This window comes from Colwellia sp. MT41 (assembly GCF_001444365.1).
In the GTDB taxonomy this organism is placed as follows: domain Bacteria; phylum Pseudomonadota; class Gammaproteobacteria; order Enterobacterales; family Alteromonadaceae; genus Colwellia; species Colwellia marinimaniae.
Window position 1 is genome coordinate 106,916 of sequence record NZ_CP013145.1, and the last position, 17,937, is coordinate 124,852.

At 39.7% G+C, this 17,937-nt stretch carries 18 protein-coding genes; 11 read left to right on the forward strand and 7 right to left on the reverse strand.

Translation table 11 applies throughout. The features are described 5' to 3' along the window. The first annotated feature begins 160 nt into the window (after positions 1–160). Positions 161–1,549 (forward strand): alpha/beta hydrolase, encoded by a 1,389-nt coding sequence (locus tag CMT41_RS00455; RefSeq protein ID WP_058026037.1) that lies wholly within the window; start codon positions 161–163, stop codon positions 1,547–1,549. On the opposite strand, the gene CMT41_RS00460 is transcribed toward CMT41_RS00455, so the two are convergent. From CMT41_RS00460 to waaA, 3 genes are read right to left on the reverse strand one after another with little or no spacing between them, the layout of a single operon-like run. After that, positions 1,546–1,866, reverse strand: coding sequence for a hypothetical protein (locus CMT41_RS00460; protein WP_058026038.1), 321 nt, complete (start codon positions 1,864–1,866; stop codon positions 1,546–1,548). The genes CMT41_RS00455 and CMT41_RS00460 overlap by 4 nt on opposite strands. Before the next feature lie 9 nt (positions 1,867–1,875). Further along, positions 1,876–2,652 (reverse strand): 3-deoxy-D-manno-octulosonic acid kinase, encoded by a 777-nt coding sequence (locus CMT41_RS00465; protein ID WP_058026039.1) that lies wholly within the window; start codon positions 2,650–2,652, stop codon positions 1,876–1,878. Positions 2,653–2,663: 11 nt separating this feature from the next. After that, positions 2,664–3,971, reverse strand: coding sequence for a lipid IV(A) 3-deoxy-D-manno-octulosonic acid transferase (gene waaA / locus CMT41_RS00470; protein WP_058026040.1), 1,308 nt, complete (start codon positions 3,969–3,971; stop codon positions 2,664–2,666). Positions 3,972–4,060: 89 nt separating this feature from the next. Here waaA and CMT41_RS00475 point away from each other — a divergent pair, with 89 nt between their 5' ends. Next, positions 4,061–4,966, forward strand: coding sequence for a hypothetical protein (locus CMT41_RS00475; protein ID WP_157466231.1), 906 nt, complete (start codon positions 4,061–4,063; stop codon positions 4,964–4,966). A gap of 60 nt (positions 4,967–5,026) precedes the next feature. Here CMT41_RS00475 and CMT41_RS00480 read toward each other — a convergent pair whose 3' ends face one another. Continuing rightward, positions 5,027–5,455, reverse strand: a complete 429-nt coding sequence (locus tag CMT41_RS00480) for an Lrp/AsnC family transcriptional regulator (RefSeq protein ID WP_057179217.1) — start codon at positions 5,453–5,455, stop codon at positions 5,027–5,029. A gap of 234 nt (positions 5,456–5,689) precedes the next feature. On the opposite strand from CMT41_RS00480, the gene CMT41_RS00485 reads away from it, so the two are divergent. The 4 genes from CMT41_RS00485 (at position 5,690) to glpG (ending at position 9,425) form a co-directional block, all read left to right on the forward strand. Then, complete coding sequence (locus CMT41_RS00485) at positions 5,690–6,898, forward strand: glycine C-acetyltransferase (protein ID WP_057829916.1); 1,209 nt, start codon at positions 5,690–5,692, stop codon at positions 6,896–6,898. 130 nt (positions 6,899–7,028) lie between these two features. Next, a complete protein-coding gene (gene tdh / locus CMT41_RS00490) occupies positions 7,029–8,054 on the forward strand; it encodes an L-threonine 3-dehydrogenase (protein ID WP_057179219.1) in 1,026 nt (341 codons plus the stop codon). A 127-nt stretch (positions 8,055–8,181) separates the two neighbouring features. Continuing rightward, the gene (gene glpE, locus CMT41_RS00495; RefSeq protein WP_082606371.1) at positions 8,182–8,508 is read left to right on the forward strand and encodes a thiosulfate sulfurtransferase GlpE; all 327 of its coding nucleotides are present in this window, start codon (positions 8,182–8,184) and stop codon (positions 8,506–8,508) included. 5 nt (positions 8,509–8,513) lie between these two features. Then, positions 8,514–9,425, forward strand: coding sequence for a rhomboid family intramembrane serine protease GlpG (gene glpG, locus CMT41_RS00500; protein ID WP_058026042.1), 912 nt, complete (start codon positions 8,514–8,516; stop codon positions 9,423–9,425). 74 nt (positions 9,426–9,499) lie between these two features. Here the strand turns inward: glpG and CMT41_RS00505 are convergent, their stop codons facing one another. Further along, positions 9,500–9,889, reverse strand: coding sequence for a flagellar basal body-associated protein FliL (locus CMT41_RS00505; protein ID WP_058026043.1), 390 nt, complete (start codon positions 9,887–9,889; stop codon positions 9,500–9,502). A gap of 213 nt (positions 9,890–10,102) precedes the next feature. Between CMT41_RS00505 and CMT41_RS00510 the strand changes: the two genes are divergently transcribed. Next, entirely contained in the window at positions 10,103–10,759 is a 657-nt protein-coding gene (locus CMT41_RS00510) for a chorismate--pyruvate lyase family protein (RefSeq protein WP_057179222.1), read from the forward strand. 39 nt (positions 10,760–10,798) lie between these two features. Then, positions 10,799–11,662, forward strand: coding sequence for a 4-hydroxybenzoate octaprenyltransferase (gene ubiA / locus CMT41_RS00515; protein WP_058026044.1), 864 nt, complete (start codon positions 10,799–10,801; stop codon positions 11,660–11,662). 11 nt (positions 11,663–11,673) lie between these two features. Here the strand turns inward: ubiA and CMT41_RS00520 are convergent, their stop codons facing one another. Then, a complete protein-coding gene (locus CMT41_RS00520) occupies positions 11,674–13,485 on the reverse strand; it encodes a putative bifunctional diguanylate cyclase/phosphodiesterase (protein WP_058026045.1) in 1,812 nt (603 codons plus the stop codon). 14 nt (positions 13,486–13,499) lie between these two features. Further along, a complete protein-coding gene (locus tag CMT41_RS00525) occupies positions 13,500–14,636 on the reverse strand; it encodes an FIST signal transduction protein (protein WP_058026046.1) in 1,137 nt (378 codons plus the stop codon). 272 nt (positions 14,637–14,908) lie between these two features. On the opposite strand from CMT41_RS00525, the gene CMT41_RS00530 reads away from it, so the two are divergent. The 3 genes from CMT41_RS00530 (at position 14,909) to CMT41_RS00540 (ending at position 17,899) form a co-directional block, all read left to right on the forward strand. After that, positions 14,909–15,997 (forward strand): TRAP transporter substrate-binding protein, encoded by a 1,089-nt coding sequence (locus CMT41_RS00530; protein WP_058026047.1) that lies wholly within the window; start codon positions 14,909–14,911, stop codon positions 15,995–15,997. Positions 15,998–16,097: 100 nt separating this feature from the next. After that, complete coding sequence (locus CMT41_RS00535; RefSeq protein WP_197410231.1) at positions 16,098–16,619, forward strand: TRAP transporter small permease subunit; 522 nt, start codon at positions 16,098–16,100, stop codon at positions 16,617–16,619. Further along, a complete protein-coding gene (locus CMT41_RS00540; protein ID WP_058026048.1) occupies positions 16,619–17,899 on the forward strand; it encodes a TRAP transporter large permease in 1,281 nt (426 codons plus the stop codon). Before CMT41_RS00535 ends, CMT41_RS00540 begins: the two co-directional genes overlap by 1 nt. Positions 17,900–17,937 lie beyond the last annotated feature (38 nt).

Here is a 17,937-nt window from a genome sequence, read left to right on the forward strand (position 1 = left end):
TTTTTCAGGCTTACCGTGCTTTAATGGTAAGCCTGAAAATAATGTGCATAAATTTTAACGCCTTTGCCGCATAATGCTGCAAAGGCGTTATTTTTTTGGCTACTATATGACCTTATAGCTCCGCTTGTTCATCGATAAAATACAATTAAAGGAAATCATCATGCAATATGTTAATAAGTACACGTTATTACTACTCTGGTTGGTGAGTACCTTGTCCTTTTCCCAAGGGCAGCAAGATTGTCTGAGTATTCAAGATGACTATGTATCCCTAATTGAATCTGGTAAATATCGATTCTCTAATAAGCTAGCTAAGGATTCTTCAGGTAAATTTTTAGCCAGTGTTAACTTTAAAAAACTATCAAGTTATCAGCAATACCTTAATGATGCTTACCAGGTCATTGTTAATACCAACCCTAGGGCTAATATGCCTTGCCCCATTGTTACTGAGACCTACCGACAATTGGCAAAACAAAAGCAATGGTCAAAAATACCAACAATCAGCCAGTTGCTTGCTCCGTTTGAATTAGCTCAGCCTAATAATGACAAAGCTATTTTACTTATTCACGGCTTAACTGATTCACCGTTTTATTTTCATGATCTTAGCCAGTTTTTCTATCAACAGGGTTTTACCGTACGTACGCTGCTATTGCCTGGGCATGGTATGGCGCCTTCAGCATTGTTGACTACTGATTATAGTGAGTGGCAGCAGGCGACAACGTTTGCTATAGAGCAAACGTTAACTGATTATCAGCAGGTGTATCTTGGTGGTTTATCTACTGGCGGGACACTTATCTTTAATTACTTGATGCAGAAAAACAGTGTTGATGAAAAAATTAAAGGCCTCTTTATGTGGTCACCCGCATCCAAGGCCAAAAGTGATTTAGCTTGGTTAGCCCAATATATTGATGCCATCCCCTTTGTTGACTGGCTTGATCTCGATGCCGATATTGATTTTGCTAAATATGAGTCATTCCCTTATAACGCGGCCGCGCAAGTACATGCCTTAATGAGCCTTGTTGGTGGTGATCAAGCTATGGCGAGTCGAAATATGCATGATATTCCGCTCTTTGTTGTTGCCAGTGAATATGATCAAACCATAGCTACTGAGTCTACTTTACAGCTAATTCAGCAGTGGCAGTTAGCATCACCGCAAGAGGAAATGAAGCAAAGTGTGTTGATTTATTATGGTGATAACAACAAATTGACGAAAAAATTAGCGGAAGTCATGTCAGTGGTAGTGCCTGAATGTTCTGCTGATAGTTTATGCAGTGACATTTTTGATGTTGCTCACATTGCTACCACTAATTCCCCTGATAATCCCCATTATGGCGTTAATGGGCGCTATAGAAATTGTGGTCACTATGTAAAAGATGCCGTTCGTTATCAGGCATGTAAACAAAATAAGCAGGTGATAAAAGGGGAGGTAACAGCAATGAACCTTAAGCATGAATTGCCAATACAAAGGCTGACTTACAATCCGTATTATCAGGAAATGCTTGCTGATATGGCTAAGTTTTTACAGGTGACTCAGCAGTCAGTTAGTGATTAACGTGAGTATTTTAGCCACAGTTTATAAAATACAGCATTACATGTGGCATTATTGTCCATCTTGCCATCCCTGTCACAATCAGAGCCAGTCAATGATCTAGCAACATGTTGACCATATTCATCTTTATCTGCCTTTGATGGCGTTACTGTAATTGTCACCTTGGGTGATTGTTCAATAAAGTCTGCGACATTTTGATAGCGGGCAAACTCTTGCTGAGAAATTAAGTGACTAATATCTTGTGCCGCCGGCTTTTTTGCGCTTAAAGCAAATGACGTTAGCGCTAAACTTGCGGTCAGTAGCAGGATAAAAAAATTCATTTAAGTCACCTAATCAGTGTGGTTTTGATAGCCAGTCAGCAATGTTTGCCAGTTTTTTTTAGTAAAATTAAATTGCGTTATCTTATTGAATTCCTTCAAAAATGAACGCTGTAAACGTGCCATATTAGCATGTTTCCATCGGGCATCAGTTGTTAAATCTGCTTTACTTTGGCGTAATTCGCCACGGTCAAAGTCGATTAGAAACACCTGCTCTTTATCATCGAGCAAAATATTATGGCTATTTAGGTCGTGATGATAAATACCCTGTTGATGAAAGCGTTTAATTGTGGCGCCAATACGTTGCCAAACATTATCAGCTAAGATTTTTTTACTTAATATTGCCACTAAATCTTGTGCGTTTTGAATACGGCTTGATAATAAGTCTGCTTGGTAGGTTAGACGATGGCGAATAACACGATAGGCAATAGGCTCAGGTGCAGGCAGTTGTAGAGTTTGCATATGACTCAGTAAGGCAAACTCACGCGCGGCACGAGTATTTGCAAAACCGCTAAACCAGTAGCTATCGTTAATTATTTTACCCATTAAACCGCCACGGTAATAATGACGTAACACCCAAGCATGTGAAATATTATTGCTATCATTATAAGCGACAAACCAAGTGGTGCCGCGCCCTTGGGCTGAACCTGTCACTGCATTTTTTTGTTGCCAATAGCTTGGCTCAAGCATCTTGGCACTGAAATCATCAATCAGGTTTTTACTAAAAAAACCACTGATGTTACCTTGTGAAAACTGGGCAAACTGTTCGCTGCTTATCGTTTGATTCACACGTTTTATCCTCATGACTTTGCGCCGTTACTCGCTAATAACGCTTGTACTTGAGCCAAGGTTTTTTCGCTGGCGCCTTGGTTTGCTAAGACCACTTTAAGGGCATTTTCGCCCAGAGACTTTTGTCGTTCCGGCTGCTGTAATAAGATGCTAACTTCTTTGGCGAGTTGATGGCTAGGTTCATCAGCAGTTAATTGGACTATGGCATCTGCCTGTCTTAACTGCTGCATGATTTCGTTGAAGTTACTCATGTTAGGGCCAACGATGACTGGTTTATTAAATAACGCCGGCTCTAGTGGATTATGGCCACCCACGGCATTAAAGCTACCACCCATAGTGACAATATCGCTCAACGCAAAAGCCGCCATTAATTCACCCAAGCTATCGAGTAACCATACTTGCTCATTATTAATGACAGTATTTTCACTGCGCTTAGCCAATGATAAACCTTGCTCAAGACAAAGCTTGGCCACTTGTGCAAAGCGTTCTGGGTGGCGCGGCACTAGCACTAATAATAATCGTGGGTATTGAGATAATAATGTTTTAAAAGCGGTCAAGACAATTGTCTCGTCGCCATCATGAGTACTGGCGACTAGCCAAATGCTTCTTTGCTCTTGACGCTGCTCAGTAAAAAGTAGTTTGGCTAATTCGGCTTTTTTTGCCATCACTTGAGCATTGACACTGATATCAAATTTTAAGTTACCACTATTCACACAGCGACTAGCTTGCGCTCCTAGTTGCAAAAAATGGCTTAAATTTTCTTGGCTTTGTGTCAGGATTTTATCGAAGTGGTTTAGGCAGGGTTTAATAAGCGGGCCAATTTTTTGGTAGCTAGTTAATGATTTCTTCGACAAGCGGCCGTTAATTAATAGTAATTTAATGTTTTGCTGAGCACATTGGGCAATTAAGTTCGGCCATAACTCGGTTTCCATAAAAATCATCATTTTTGGTTGTAGTCTATGCAAAAATAATGCGGTGCAGGGCAATATATCTAAGGGTAAATAACCGTGTTGCACACGATCACCAAAGAGCTTAGTTACTTGTGCTGAGCCAGTGGGAGTAAATGAAGTAATCGTAATGGCTAAATCAGGGTAATTAAGTAATAATTTTTCGATAAAACTTTTTAGCGCGATAACTTCGCCAACACTGGCAGCATGAACAACAATACCACCTTGCTGGTAAGGTTTTGGAAAAAAGCCCAGTCGTTCAGCTAAGCGCTGACGATAGGCTTTATTACTTTTTGAGCGAATAAGCAAAAAAATGAGTAGTAAGGGTAGTAATAGCAAGAGTAAAATACGGTAAAATAGCAAGTAAATCATGTCGGTGAATATTGCTCTATAATCAGTTTGTCGGTAGATTATACCAAAGGGTATCCAAATAAGCGTTAGCAATTATGATGGTAAAAGCCATGCAGCAAAAATTAATGAAAAATGTCGGTAGCTCGAAGGTAAAACATCTTGCTTACCTGAGTATATTGATGGTTTACAGCATAGCAATGCCGGCGGATGCCAACAACCATTTGCCAGAGAGAATTGTCTCCCAGGGCTTTTTATCTGAGAGTATGCCAGAGGCACACAAATCGGCTAAGCAAGCTAAGATTGATCTTGCTCTACAATACCAAGTACAGTTTAAAGCTCGGGTCGATCATGACTTTTTATTAGTGGCTGACTATCGCTACTTCCCGGATAAAGCGTCTGCTAAAAATATGGCCGGCGTCATTGTTTTACATGACTGTCATAGTGACCGCAGCAAATATCGAACCGTATCGACCAGTATTGCTGAGCAAGGCTTACATACCTTATCGCTGGATTTTCGCGGTTATGGCAGTAGTGTCGCCCAGGGATATTCTGCCTTAGAGGTGAAAAAACATGCCACTGACATTATGAGTTTTCAAACTGAAATTGCCGTGTTGATGTCTTATTGGTCAGCAGACTTAGTGGCGGCTTATAATTTTTTACGCAAAAAAGTTGATAATAGCAAAGGTATTTCAATTGTTGCTAGTGGTTGTGCGGGTAGCTATGCGGTAGCGTTAGCTGAAAAAGTGCACTTAAACTCTATGGTGTTATTAACGCCTGACATGTCTTATACCGATAAAGAGCGCTATAAAAATTTGGTGGATATTCCAAGTTATTTTGTTAGTTCAGCGCAGCATGCCATAAGCTATGCTACGGCACAGGAGCTCTTTGCTTGGAGTGGCGCAAGGCATTCAAAACTGCAAGTGTACAAGGGCGAACGGCTAAATTATCAGCTAATTAGGGCCAATAAATATTTGGTGGATGATATTGCCCAGTGGTTGAAGCTCACTTTGCGTTAAGGCCGCCTAATCACTTAAATAAGCGTTGGCGGTATTCAGGGCGGTGGCAAAAGGGTAGGGCTAACGCTCAAAGATGGTATCAAGAATAATAGCAGAGTTGGTTCTTTCTACGCCTTCAGTTGAGCATACTATATTGAGTACATCACTGAGTTTTTCTAGTGTGCTGGCTTGTATGATAACCAATAAGTCATATTCGCCACTTATCGAATGGATATGACTAATTTGGTGAACTTTTCTTAAGGCGATACCAATCGTTTTTCGTAAGTTTGGCTTTACTTTTAACGAGACATTAGCAGAAATTAAGCCACTGGTATATGCGCTGCCGAGTACAACGCTGTAGCCTTTAATCACATTATTATTTTCAAGCTTATTGAGTCTATTTTGTATAGCTGTTCTAGAAACGCCTGTGGCTCTGGCGATATCTGAAATACTTGCTCTTGCATTCAGCCGTAATATTGACAGTAATTCTTCATCTTTTTCGGTTAACAAACTAAACTCCACTTTAGTGATTATAGCCGTTATCAATCAATATGGATGTTGCCCACACTTTGAATGATAACGGTTATATATTCATAATATAGTTATTACCTTACACTTTGACAGGTTTACCTGTCAATTTAACTATTAAAAAGGTCATATCACCAAGTAGTGTCACTTTTATTCTAATACGATCTGGGTTGATAATATGACTATTAAACGACAATCATTATTTAAGGAATTTACATGACTGATTCTGTATCGACAAAAGATTTTTACTCGCATTTAACCGCGCAAATAGACCAAGTTAAAACAGATGGTTTATATAAAGCCGAACGTATTATTACTACTGCGCAGCAAGCGAAAATTTCCGTTGCTAGTGGTGAGCAAGTAGTTAATTTTTGTGCCAATAACTATTTAGGTTTAGCAAATCACCCTGAATTAATTGCCGCGGCAAAAACCGGCTTAGATGAACATGGCTTTGGTATGGCATCGGTACGCTTTATTTGTGGTACACAAGATATTCATAAAACCTTAGAGCAAGGTATTAGCCAATTTCTCGGTATGGAAGATACTATTTTGTACTCTTCTTGTTTTGATGCCAATGGCGGTCTATTTGAAACCTTATTAGGACCAGAAGACGCTATTATCAGTGATGCCTTAAATCATGCCTCAATTATTGATGGTGTGCGTTTATGTAAAGCTAAGCGCTTCCGTTATGCTAACAATGACATGGCGGCTTTAGAGCAAAGCCTGATTGAAGCTGATGCCGCGGGTGCACGTTTTAAATTAATTGCTACCGATGGTGTCTTCTCCATGGATGGCGTTATCGCTAACTTAAAAGGTATTTGTGATTTAGCCGATAAATACAATGCCATGGTGATGGTTGATGATTCCCATGCGGTAGGTTTTGTTGGTGAAGAAGGTCGTGGTAGTCATGAATATTGCCAGGTAATGGGTCGTGTCGATATCCTCACTGGCACGTTAGGTAAAGCTATGGGGGGCGCATCAGGTGGCTATACTTCAGCGAAAAAAGAAGTGGTTGAGTGGTTACGTCAACGTTCACGTCCTTACTTGTTTTCAAATTCACTAGCACCGGCAATTGTTAATGCGTCATTAAAAGTACTTGAATTATTAGCTGATGGTGGCGCTTTACGTAAAACCTTAAAAGATAATGCCGCATATTTCCGTAGCAACATGGAAGCCGCTGGTTTTACTTGTGCGGGTGCGGACCATGCGATTGTGCCGGTAATGCTAGGTGACGCTAAAGTTGCTAGTGCAATGGCGGAGCGTTTATTAGCGGAAGGTATTTATGTTATTGGTTTCTCTTTCCCGGTTGTACCGAAAGGGCAAGCACGTATTCGTACGCAAATTTCTGCCGCCCACAGTAAAGAGCAGTTGGACCACGCCATTGCCGCCTTTATCCGTATTGGTAAAGAGATGGCCGTTATTTAGTTAAAAGAGCCTAATTAAAGGTATCTAATTAGCAATAACTATAACTGCTGGTTTAGCCCAGCTAGTACTAAATTAGAATGTGGGCTATGCCATTTAATCGTATTGAATATATTAAAGATAGAGAGCGACAATGAAAGCTTTAGCTAAATTAAAAGCAGAACCAGGCATTTGGTTAACCCAGACCGAAAAGCCGAAACTAGGTCATAACGATCTACTTATCAAAATCAAAAAAACCGCCATTTGTGGTACCGATATCCATATTTATAACTGGGACGAATGGGCACAAAAAACTATTCCTGTGCCTATGGTGGTCGGTCATGAATATGCGGGCGAAGTCGTCGGTATTGGCCAAGAAGTAAAAGGCTTTACTATTGGTGATCGTGTTTCTGGTGAAGGTCATATTACTTGTGGTCATTGTCGAAATTGCCGAGGTGGAAAAACTCACTTATGTCGTAATACCATAGGTGTTGGCGTAAATCGCGAAGGTTCATTTGCTGAATTTTTAGTGATACCTGCTTATAATGCCTTTAAATTACCGGATGAAATTTCAGATGACTTAGCGGCAATTTTCGACCCCTTTGGCAATGCAGTGCACACCGCCTTGTCATTTGATTTAGTCGGTGAAGATGTCTTGATCACAGGTGCCGGTCCTATCGGTATTATGGCGGCGGCAGTGGCCAAACATGTTGGTGCTCGCCATGTCGTTATCACAGATATTAATGAGTATCGCCTTGATCTAGCAAGAAAAATGGGCGCAACTCGTGCGGTAAATGTCAATACAGAAAAACTAGAAGATGTCATGAGCGAATTAGGCATGAATGAAGGTTTTGATGTTGGCATGGAAATGTCAGGTGTACCAGCAGCATTTACCAGTATGTTAGAAAATATGAATAATGGCGGTAAAATTGCCATGTTAGGTATTCCCAGTGGCGAAATGGCCATTGATTGGAGCCAAATTATCTTTAAGGGCTTAACCATTAAAGGTATTTATGGCCGTGAAATGTTTGAGACCTGGTATAAGATGGCGAGCTTGATCCAATCGGGCTTAGATCTAACGCCAATTATTACTCACCATTACAAGATTGATGACTTCCAACAAGGCTTTGATATGATGCGATCTGGTCAATCTGGCAAGGTCATTTTAGATTGGACCTAAATTGGTTATACTAGCGGTTACAAAAGCGCTACCCTAGCTGGGTAGCGTTTATATTAAGTTGAGCGAAACCAAAAAATCACTGTCATCAAGGCCGTGATTTAAATAAAGGTTAATTGAGGAATAGATAGTGTCAGAGAATAGTTTTAAACATATGTCAGTCAGTGAGCTGCAAGCAGTTATGGCAGATAAGTCACATGTTGTTGTAGATATTCGAGATGAAAATTCCTTTGCCAATGGCCACATTACCGATGCGATTAATTTAACGAATGAATCAATGGCTGACTTTTTACGTACAGCAGATCTGGATGCACCGCTAGTTGTTTGCTGTTATCACGGCATTTCCAGTCAACAAGCCGCACAATTTCTCATTAGCCAAGACTTTACTGAGGTCTACTCTCTTGACGGCGGCTTTACTCAATGGCAAACAGATTTTCCTGATAATATTGAGCGATAATTAGCATGACAAATGAGTCTGCTGAGAATATGGATACTTTACAGCCTCTGGTGCAAGTTAAAGATCATAGTATTGCCTTATTATTTAGTAACTATTTACAATCTTTGGGTATTCAAGCGCAGCTTAAAGCAAACCCAGAGCAGCTTAAAGCAAACCCAGAGCAGGGCTATATGATTTTGTGCCCTAAGAATAAGATCTCACAAGCAAAAATAGAATTTGATGCCTTTATTTTGCAACCTTATGCTGATAAATATCAACAAGCAGCATGGGATAGAGCTGAAACAGTCACCTTAAATGCGGATGACTTCAGTTTATTAGCTAGCTTCAAAGAAAACTTTTTAGCTCATGCCGGTATTGTTACCTTAGTGATTTTTAGCCTGTGCTGGTTAGTCTTTCTAGGTAGTGAGCTGGGTTGGGCACAAGAAATTTTCAATAGCTTACAGTTTTATCCGCAACTATCAGTGGATGCTTTTTTAGCAGAGCCGCTACGTTTAATTGGCCCTGCATTTTTTCATTTTTCGTGGTTGCATATTGTCTTTAATACCATGTGGTGGTGGCAATTGGGTGGCAGTATTGAGCAAACGTTAGGTAAAACAACACTGATAAATATACTACTTATCTCGGCGATTGTTTCTAACCTAGGCCAATATTTAGTCTCAGGGGCTAATTTTGGTGGCTTATCTGGCGTGGTCTATGCGCTGGTGGGTTTTGTCTGGTGGTTTGGCTATTTAGCACCAGAGCGCGGCTTGTCGCTGGCTAAACCTTTGGTTGGTTTTTTACTGTTCTGGTTGCTGCTTGGTTTTGTCGACTTACTACCAGTGAATGTTGCTAACACTGCGCATTTGTTGGGCTTATTGTCAGGGTGTTTTTTAGCGTTATTTACCGTGAAAGTCATCGGTATCAAGGTTAAAAAATAACGATACAGCTTATATTTACTCGCTCTCAGCGCTTCACTTACTAAGATATTACTCTTGCTGGCGCTTGGCTTAAATTAGTTATCTAGCCATTGGGTAAAGAGTAATTTTTTAATCAGTGGTTTGCCAGTTTCTTTAATCAGTAACTCTTTTACTTGCTCTTCACACTGCAATAGAATTTCTGCTCGGCCTTTTATTGATTTTACTTTAGCTTCTGATTGCTGACCAATAATGTTGATGATGGCGTCGCGTAATAAAGGCGCATGGTGCTCTACTATGCTTAAGTCATCACCTGCAACCATCAACTCCACCGTTAAGCGAACATAACCCATTTTCTTTTTCACCGCGACATAATTGGTGACAATGTCAGGTTCAAAGCCGTAGTAAGCATAATCGCTGGCATTGGCTCGAGAGACGCTAGTGCATAATGTCAGTAAAAAAGAACAGAGAAGTAAGGTTTTAAACATAAAATAACAGTCGGTTGAGTATGATTGAACTTATCCTTATCATAACCCGATTTTATTTTTTTTCCTTATTATTTTGATAAATGTAGCGTTTTTTTATTTCATTGATTGAGATAAATGAGATTACTGTTTAGGTCTGCTACTATAGCGACGATCTTATACCAAATAAATTAGTGCCCTTGGTATTAACGCCCTATTATTCTATAAAGTAAATTCATGCCGCAGATAACAGAGAACTTTCCGATAACCTTTCCGGTAACCTTATCGGGTCAATGGCAATCGCCTAGTGCTGAGCGTTTCTCTGAGTTGTCAGTGCCCCTAAAAGATTGGTTACTTGATGAAGGTTCACTGACAGCCCGTTTAAAAAATCGTGGTAAAGACTTTAAAGTTAAGGTGATTGGTGAGCAAGAGCAATTATGTTCAGCAGCAGAAGCGGGTGACTTTATTAAAGTAGGTGAGCCTGTTTTAGTACGGGAAGTCATTTTATATTGCGACAATGTGCCACAGGTTTTTGCCCGCAGTTTATTGCCTTTAGCTAGCTTGACCGGTAAAGAGCAAGTGTTGGCAAATTTAGGTGAGCAACCCTTAGGGCAAGTACTGTTTAATAACCCGACATTACAACGTCTAGGATTAGAGCTCTCCGCTTTTGCTAGTGATTCTAGTGTTGCCATCTTAGCCGTTAAATTAGCAACGACACTATCTAATAGCTCATCGGATAAAGTACCGCTAATGCCAGAGCAAGAGTTATGGGGGCGACGTTCCATCTTTATGTTGGCTGATAAACCCTTTATGGTAGCTGAGGTGTTTTTACCCGAGGCCTTTGCTTATCAAAAAACAGCAGTACCGAAGGCATTAAACCAAGAAAGCTTATAAACAAAACTATTAAACGAAACTATTAAAAGAAACAGATAAATGCTGAAAAAAATTCAACAAAAATGGTTAGCAATTAAGTTAATTACCCGCATGGATAAACCTATTGGTACCTATCTACTATTATGGCCAACGTATTGGGCCTTATGGATTGCTAGTGATGGCTGGCCTAACATGCATCTACTGTTGATTTTTAGCCTAGGTGTTTTTATCATGCGTAGCGCGGGTTGTGTGATCAATGATTACGCCGACCGAAAAATAGATGGCCAGGTTGCCCGCACTAAAAATAGACCGCTTGTTAATGGCATGATGACCAGTAAGGAGGCCATCACTGTATTCGGTCTATTAATTGGCATGGCACTTGGCTTAGTGCTTACCCTTAGTTGGACCACTATTTATCTCGCTGTTGTTGCGGTGTTTTTAGCTGCGCTCTATCCCTTTATGAAGCGCTATACCCAGTTTCCACAAGTGTTTCTTGGTGCCGCCTTTGGCTGGGGTATGATCATGGCGTTTTCAGAGGTACAAGGTCAGATACCGTTAGTGGCTTGGTTACTTTTTTCGGCTAACCTCTGTTGGACCGTTGCTTACGATACCATATACGCTATGGTTGATAGAGATGATGATATTAAAATAGGGGTGAAGTCGACCGCTATTTTATTTAGCGATAACGATAAACGTATTATCGGTTTTTTACAGTTAATGACCTTGGCTTTATTGTGGACAGTAGGTGATATTTTAGCTTTTGGTTGGCCATATCAGTTGTCTCTTATTGTGGCTGCAGGCTTGTTTAGCTATCAACAGCTATTGATTGTCAATAGAGATCGCGATGCCTGTTTGCAAGCTTTTTTGCATAACCATTGGGTAGGTTTGATTGTCTTTGTCGGAATATCCATTGAGTATTTATAGTTTTCATTACGTTAGTTAAACAATTGAACAAACTTATCAAAGGGTAGCGGTTTACTAAAATAATAACCTTGGTATTGATAACAACCAAGGTCCTTTAAACAATTGAACTCTGCCACTGTTTCAACTCCTTCAGCTAAAATGTCCATTTTAAGGGTTTTGCCTAAGCTAATAATCATACTGGCAATGGCGGCACTTTCACTGCTTTGCTCTATATTGGCAACAAAAGAACGATCTATTTTTAATAGACTGGCGGGAATACGCTTCAAGTAGGTAAGCGAGGAGTATCCAGTACCAAAATCATCAATGCTACAATCAATAGAGTTTGCTTTAAGATCAGCAATTAACTTGATTGAATCTTCGATATTTTCTACCAAAAGGTTTTCGGTTAGCTCTAATGCTAAACGTTCCGCTGGAATATCATTGAGCTTGATAGCGCGCATTATCTTGTCTTTAAAGTCATGCTGAATTAATTGTTTGGCGCTGACGTTTATGGCTATTTTCTTAAAGGTCTGTGGCAGTGGCAATTGCTCAAGCTTTTTAATGTCACGACAAGCTTGCTCTAATACCCATTGGCCAATAGCGAGAATTAAATCACTTTCTTCAGCAATAGGGATATAAACCGATGGCGATTCCATACCATGAACAGGATGTTGCCACCTTAATAGCGCTTCGGCGCCAATAATGTCACCATAATGATTATATTGCGCTTGGTAATATAATTTAAAATCGCCATTTTCTAGCCCTTGCTTCATATCATCGACATAAGCTAAGCGCCTTTTTATTTTTTCAGACATAGTCTTCTGGTATTGTTTACCCTGTTTACTTTTAGCGCGCTTAGCTTCGTACATGGCAATATCGGCAAACTTAATGAGATTATTCACTGTACTGCTTTGTAACGGAAATAGCGCATAACCAATACTACAACTGAACTTATATGAGTTAGCATCAATAACAAAAGGTATTTCCAGTAATTGATTAATCTGGGTAATTATGTCTTTGATATCATCTTGATAGTTGTGGTTAAGGTTCTTGATGATAATGATAAATTCATCACCACCAAAGCGACCCACATCAATGTGCTCACTCGTTAAGGAATGCAGTCGGTTGGCCAGGGTGAGCAATATTTTATCGCCGACAGCATGACCCATAGCATCATTTATTGGTTTAAAACGATTGAGGTCAATAAAAATGACGGTGCCAATTTTTTTATTGCGATGAGCATCTTCAATGGCATTGCTTAGTAAATGATTAATATGTTGGCGATTGAATAAACCGGTTAAACCGTCGTGTTGTGCTTGAAAGGCAATTTTTTCCTCAATGAGTTGTCTTGAATGTACTTCTTTAACAAGAGAGTCGTGCACTAGTGAGGTATAACAACTTGTGGCTAGTTTTTGTAAAATGGGGGATAACGCCTTTTGCACCTCATCAGCCAAGGTATAATGGGTTTCAAAAATAAGTAAGCCATGTTCAGGAATGATAAAACCAAACAGATACTGACCATTTTCACATTGAAAAGAAATATTGTGCTGAGCCTGGTTAAGTTGCTGGGCAAAGTCGGTTAGTACCGGATTTTTCTGCCATGGTTGGCCACGCTTATTTTTAGGAATGCTTAAAAAATGCTGGTAGATCACACTTTCCAGTGCTGCTAACTTATGGGGCATGCCACTACTATCGCAATATATATAAATGTGGGCACTGGTTAAATTGAGGCGGCTAAAACATACTTTTAAAAAAACTTTTAGCATGGCTTTTAAATCAAGCTTATTACCAATGGCCATGGCAAGCTCATGTTGTAGGGAAATTAGAAACAGTGCTTTAGTCATTACTTACCTAGTTGCTACCAAGAGCTAATTACGATTGATTTATTGAGCAGAGCAATAGCGCCATTGGGGCTATTTGCTACTTCTCCTAAGGAAAGCACGCCAAATAATACCGGAGTCGGGCAGTGCTTGGCGATGGTATCAAGTTCGTGCTCAAATTTATCTGCCAAATATAGCTCCCTGCTAATGCAATCAAAAATCATTGCGGCCGATGTTATTTTTGTCGTTGCGGTAAATGCAGTGATAGCAGCTTGTTCGGCCGAGGATATTAAAGCCTCGCTATTACTTTCAAGCAGATAAACCATAGAATTAATAGGTATATTGCCAGCACATTGCAAATGGTTGTTATGGGTGGCAATAGGATCTCGGACCAGTAAATTATTATTAATATCCTCAATGCCTAGGGGGAAATTCTTGGCAATATCGAAAAAGTTACTGCCATTAAATCTAAACTCACTAGCACTTTCAATTGCTTGGCAATAAACATCCAGCGCCGGTTGATAATTTAAGCCTTGCACTGTTTGTCCGTGGGCATCTGAAACCAAAAAAGGTCCCTGAAAAATTTTCCAGCCATGGGCAACACCGATATTGAGCTTACTAGGTAAAGTAACTAACAACGCCACATTGCTGTGCAACCCTTGGTTGCTATAAATACAAGGGCGTTGAATGAAGTCTAAACTACCCGCACCGCCACCAGCGATATTAATACCGTGATCTAAGCATTCAAATAGGCAATCGATAAAATCTTCGATGTTGTTGATTCGCGAGTCATAAAACATCAAAAAATCATCATGAGCACAATAATTGTTTTTTTGTTCGAGTGTGTTAGTAATGAGGTCTTCTAACTTATCTTCATTGGTGACCTGATGAAGTTGTGAAAATAGCGTGACATCAAAGGCTTCTTTAAAACCAATAATCAACGCACCTTGCTTTATTAACGTATTTTTCCAGGTAAGCATGGGGTAAATACCACCGAAGATGGTCAGTGGGCAGGCACGTAATAATGAGGAAAGCTCTTCTTCGGGGTAATGATTTTGGCTACAGGTCAACAGTAATAAACTTTTTGCCCCGCTATTTTGGGCAATAGTTAAGGCGTGCTTAAAATCACTTAAGGTATCGCTATGAGTATGCCAAGTGAATAATATTGTATTCATCTTATTGTATCTCTTGATTTTTATTATTACAGCGCTGCTAGCATAATGCCTAAGTTATAAGGAGAAAACTAGTGTTAATTGTATTGCCGTACCATTACTTGTGTATTGGTTAATATTCGTTAGTCTGGTCAAGGGTAAAATAACTACGACTTATGTCTAGTTGCATTGTTTAATAAAAATACAGTACAACTAGTAGGTTCAATTAAATCTGTACAGCGTTATGTTCTTATTATAAAAATAATTAATGACAATCAGTTAAAAGGAAGGAACAGATGAAAAAATCAATTTTCGTACAAGCGGCACTCGTGCTATCGCTGGGGTTATCCTCACTGGGGTTTTCGGCCCTAGCCTATGCCGATGACGACAAAAAATATCGTTGGCGTTTAGCCGAAACTTGGGGGCCAAATTTCCCCATCTTTGGTGATACTACTAAAAACATGGCCAAAATGGTCAAAGAAATGTCCAATGGTCGTTTAACCATTCGCATTGACTCATCTAATAAACATAAATCGGCCCTAGGAATTTTTGATTTTGTTAAAAGTGGCCAATATCAAATGGGTCATTCGGCCTCTTATTATTGGAAAGGTAAAGACTTCAATACCATGTTTTTTACTACCGTACCATTTGGCATGATTGCTTCTGAGCAGCATGCTTGGTTCTACTACGGTGGTGGCATGGAGTTAATGAAAAAGGTGTATGACCAATACGGTATTTTATCATATCCAGGTGGCAATACCGGTAACCAAATGGGTGGTTGGTTCAAAAAAGAAATTAACAGCTTAGAAGACCTTAAAGGGTTAAAAATGCGTATTCCAGGTTTTGCCGGCGAAGTTTTAGCAAAATTAGGAGCAAAACCCACCAATATCCCATCGGGTGAACTTTATACTGCTTTAGAGCGCAATACCATTGACGCCCTAGAGTGGGTTGGTCCATCACTCGATTTACGTATGGGTTTTCATAAAATAGCACCATATTATTACACTGGCTGGCATGAGCCAGGTACTGAGTTACAGTTTATGATCAATGAAAAAGCTTATAATACCTTGCCAAAAGATTTACAAAAAATCCTAACCGTTGCCATGAAAGCAGCCGCTTATGATATGTATGCACAATCTATGCATGTCAGTGGCGTGAATTTAGCCACGTTGAAAAAAGATTATCCTAACGTAAAAATGCGCTCTTTTCCTAAAAGCGTGATGAATGCCCTTAAGAAAACGAATGACGAGTTATTAGCGGAGTTTGCGGCGAAAGATCCAATGACAGCAGAAATTTTAAAATCATTAAATGATTATAAAAAGCAAATACGTGCTTGGACTAATTTGTCAGATAGAGCTTACCTTGATAATTTTGATGAAAAGTAGCGTTTCTGTTAGGAGGGAATAGACCTTTAAATCAGTAAAACCAGTGAGTTAGGTTAACTCACTGGTTTTTATTACATAGTATTAATAACTGAGAAGCCAAATGGATTCAGTGTTAAAAATAACGGGTAAAATTATCGATGCCCTAGGTAATTTTTGTAGCTTACTCATGGTCTTAATGATCATGAATGTTTTTTATGACGTTATCATGCGTTACTTTTTTAATGATGTCAGTATTGGTATGCAAGAGCTTGAATGGCATTTGTTTGCCGCTATGTTCATGTTTGGCATTGCCTATACCATGAAAGAAGATGCACATGTGCGAGTTGATGTTTTCTACGATACCTTATCCGCTAATAAACAAGCCTGGGTGAATATTTTTGGCTCGTTAGTATTTGCCTTACCCATCACTTTAGTTATTTTTTATTACAGCTGTGACTACACTTTTGATGCCTACCAAATGGGTGAGGGCAGTGCTGACCCTGGGGGGTTACCGCATCGTTGGCTAGTGCGCAGTGTTATTCCTATTGCTTCCTTCTTTTTAGTCTTAGCCATTATCCATGTGCTGCTTGTGCAAGTGAAAATTCTCAGCACACCAGCTCACTCTGAAACAGGAGCACAGTAATGACAGGTATTGTACTGTTTGCTATTGCTCTGGTTTGCTTATTTTTAGGCTATTCAGTCGCTTTTACTTTTGCCGGCGTTTCATTAATTGTTGGCACTATTGTCTTGGGCGCGGATTTATTCGCTTTTATGCCTTATCGCATAATGAGCATTATGGAAAATACCATTTTAATGGCTGTGCCTATGTTTATTTTTATGGGCATAGTGTTACAAAAAACCGGCTTGGCCGAACGCTTGTTAGAATCTTCCGCTAAACTTTTTGGCGGCATTTCTGGTGGTGTGGCAGTTTCAACCATTATTGTTGGCGCTTTATTGGCGGCATCAACCGGGGTGGTTGGCGCTAGCGTAGTTGCTATGGGTGTTATTTCACTGCCGGTTATGTTGAAAAATAATTATCACCAGCCAACCGCGGCTGGCGTTATTTGTGCTTCGGGCACCTTAGGACAAATTATTCCGCCTTCTATCATCTTAATTATTTTGGGTGATGTTATGGGAGTACCTGTGGGCGACTTATTCCGTGCGGCGGTGATACCCGGTATGATGTTAGTGATTTTTTATATCGTGTATATTTTAATTTTAGGCAAGTTTAAACCCGAATTAATGCCACCGTTGGTGGTTACTGAGAGCAAACGTGAGTTACTAGTACAAGCGCTAAAAGATATAGTGCCGCCGTTAGTACTTATTCTTGCCGTACTTGGCTCAATATTTGCGGGCATTGCCACACCAACTGAATCTGCTGCTATCGGCGCTGTTGGTGCGGTTATCTTATCTATTTGCTATGGCAGTTTTTCTTTTAGTAAAATGCATGAAGTTTCTAAAGAAACGGTGAAAGTAACTTCCATGGTTTTTGCGGTACTTATTGGTGCCACAGCATTTTCCATGGTATTTAGTTATTCGGGCAGCGAGTACTTAATCGAAGACTTCTTTATGGAGCTTCCCGGAGGTAAATGGACGTTCATTATTTTCGCCATGTTAGCCATTTTTATTTTAGGCTTCTTTATCGACTTTATTGAAATAGCTTTTTTAGTGGTGCCTATCTTATTACCGGTCGCTATAGCTTTAGATATTAACCTAGTCTGGTTTGCCATTTTAATTTCAATGAATTTACAAACCTCATTTTTGACGCCACCCTTTGGTTTTAGCCTCTTTTATTTAAAAGGCGTGGCCCCCAAATCGATGAAAACCACCACCATTTATAAAGGTGTTATCCCCTTTATTTTAATGCAAATCATGGTGTTGTTATTAGTGATACTATTTCCGCAGCATTTTATTATTTCTTAGGGTAATAAGTGAATTGGCTCAATAGTAAATCAATTGTA

Excerpts from the sequence above, each read along its gene's own strand:
- CMT41_RS00530 (WP_058026047.1), top strand. The coding sequence starts at position 14,909 with ATGAAAAAATCAATTTTCGTACAAGCGGCACTCGTGCTATCGCTGGGG.
- CMT41_RS00520 (WP_058026045.1), bottom strand. The coding sequence starts at position 13,485 with ATGACTAAAGCACTGTTTCTAATTTCCCTACAACATGAGCTTGCCATG.
- ubiA (WP_058026044.1), top strand. The coding sequence starts at position 10,799 with ATGCTGAAAAAAATTCAACAAAAATGGTTAGCAATTAAGTTAATTACC.
- CMT41_RS00460 (WP_058026038.1), bottom strand. The coding sequence starts at position 1,866 with ATGAATTTTTTTATCCTGCTACTGACCGCAAGTTTAGCGCTAACGTCA.
- waaA (WP_058026040.1), bottom strand. The coding sequence starts at position 3,971 with ATGATTTACTTGCTATTTTACCGTATTTTACTCTTGCTATTACTACCC.
- CMT41_RS00510 (WP_057179222.1), top strand. The coding sequence starts at position 10,103 with ATGCCGCAGATAACAGAGAACTTTCCGATAACCTTTCCGGTAACCTTA.
- CMT41_RS00475 (WP_157466231.1), top strand. The coding sequence starts at position 4,061 with ATGCAGCAAAAATTAATGAAAAATGTCGGTAGCTCGAAGGTAAAACAT.
- CMT41_RS00505 (WP_058026043.1), bottom strand. The coding sequence starts at position 9,889 with ATGTTTAAAACCTTACTTCTCTGTTCTTTTTTACTGACATTATGCACT.
- glpG (WP_058026042.1), top strand. The coding sequence starts at position 8,514 with ATGACAAATGAGTCTGCTGAGAATATGGATACTTTACAGCCTCTGGTG.
- CMT41_RS00485 (WP_057829916.1), top strand. The coding sequence starts at position 5,690 with ATGACTGATTCTGTATCGACAAAAGATTTTTACTCGCATTTAACCGCG.
- CMT41_RS00535 (WP_197410231.1), top strand. The coding sequence starts at position 16,098 with ATGGATTCAGTGTTAAAAATAACGGGTAAAATTATCGATGCCCTAGGT.
- CMT41_RS00455 (WP_058026037.1), top strand. The coding sequence starts at position 161 with ATGCAATATGTTAATAAGTACACGTTATTACTACTCTGGTTGGTGAGT.
- CMT41_RS00540 (WP_058026048.1), top strand. The coding sequence starts at position 16,619 with ATGACAGGTATTGTACTGTTTGCTATTGCTCTGGTTTGCTTATTTTTA.
- tdh (WP_057179219.1), top strand. The coding sequence starts at position 7,029 with ATGAAAGCTTTAGCTAAATTAAAAGCAGAACCAGGCATTTGGTTAACC.
- CMT41_RS00525 (WP_058026046.1), bottom strand. The coding sequence starts at position 14,636 with ATGAATACAATATTATTCACTTGGCATACTCATAGCGATACCTTAAGT.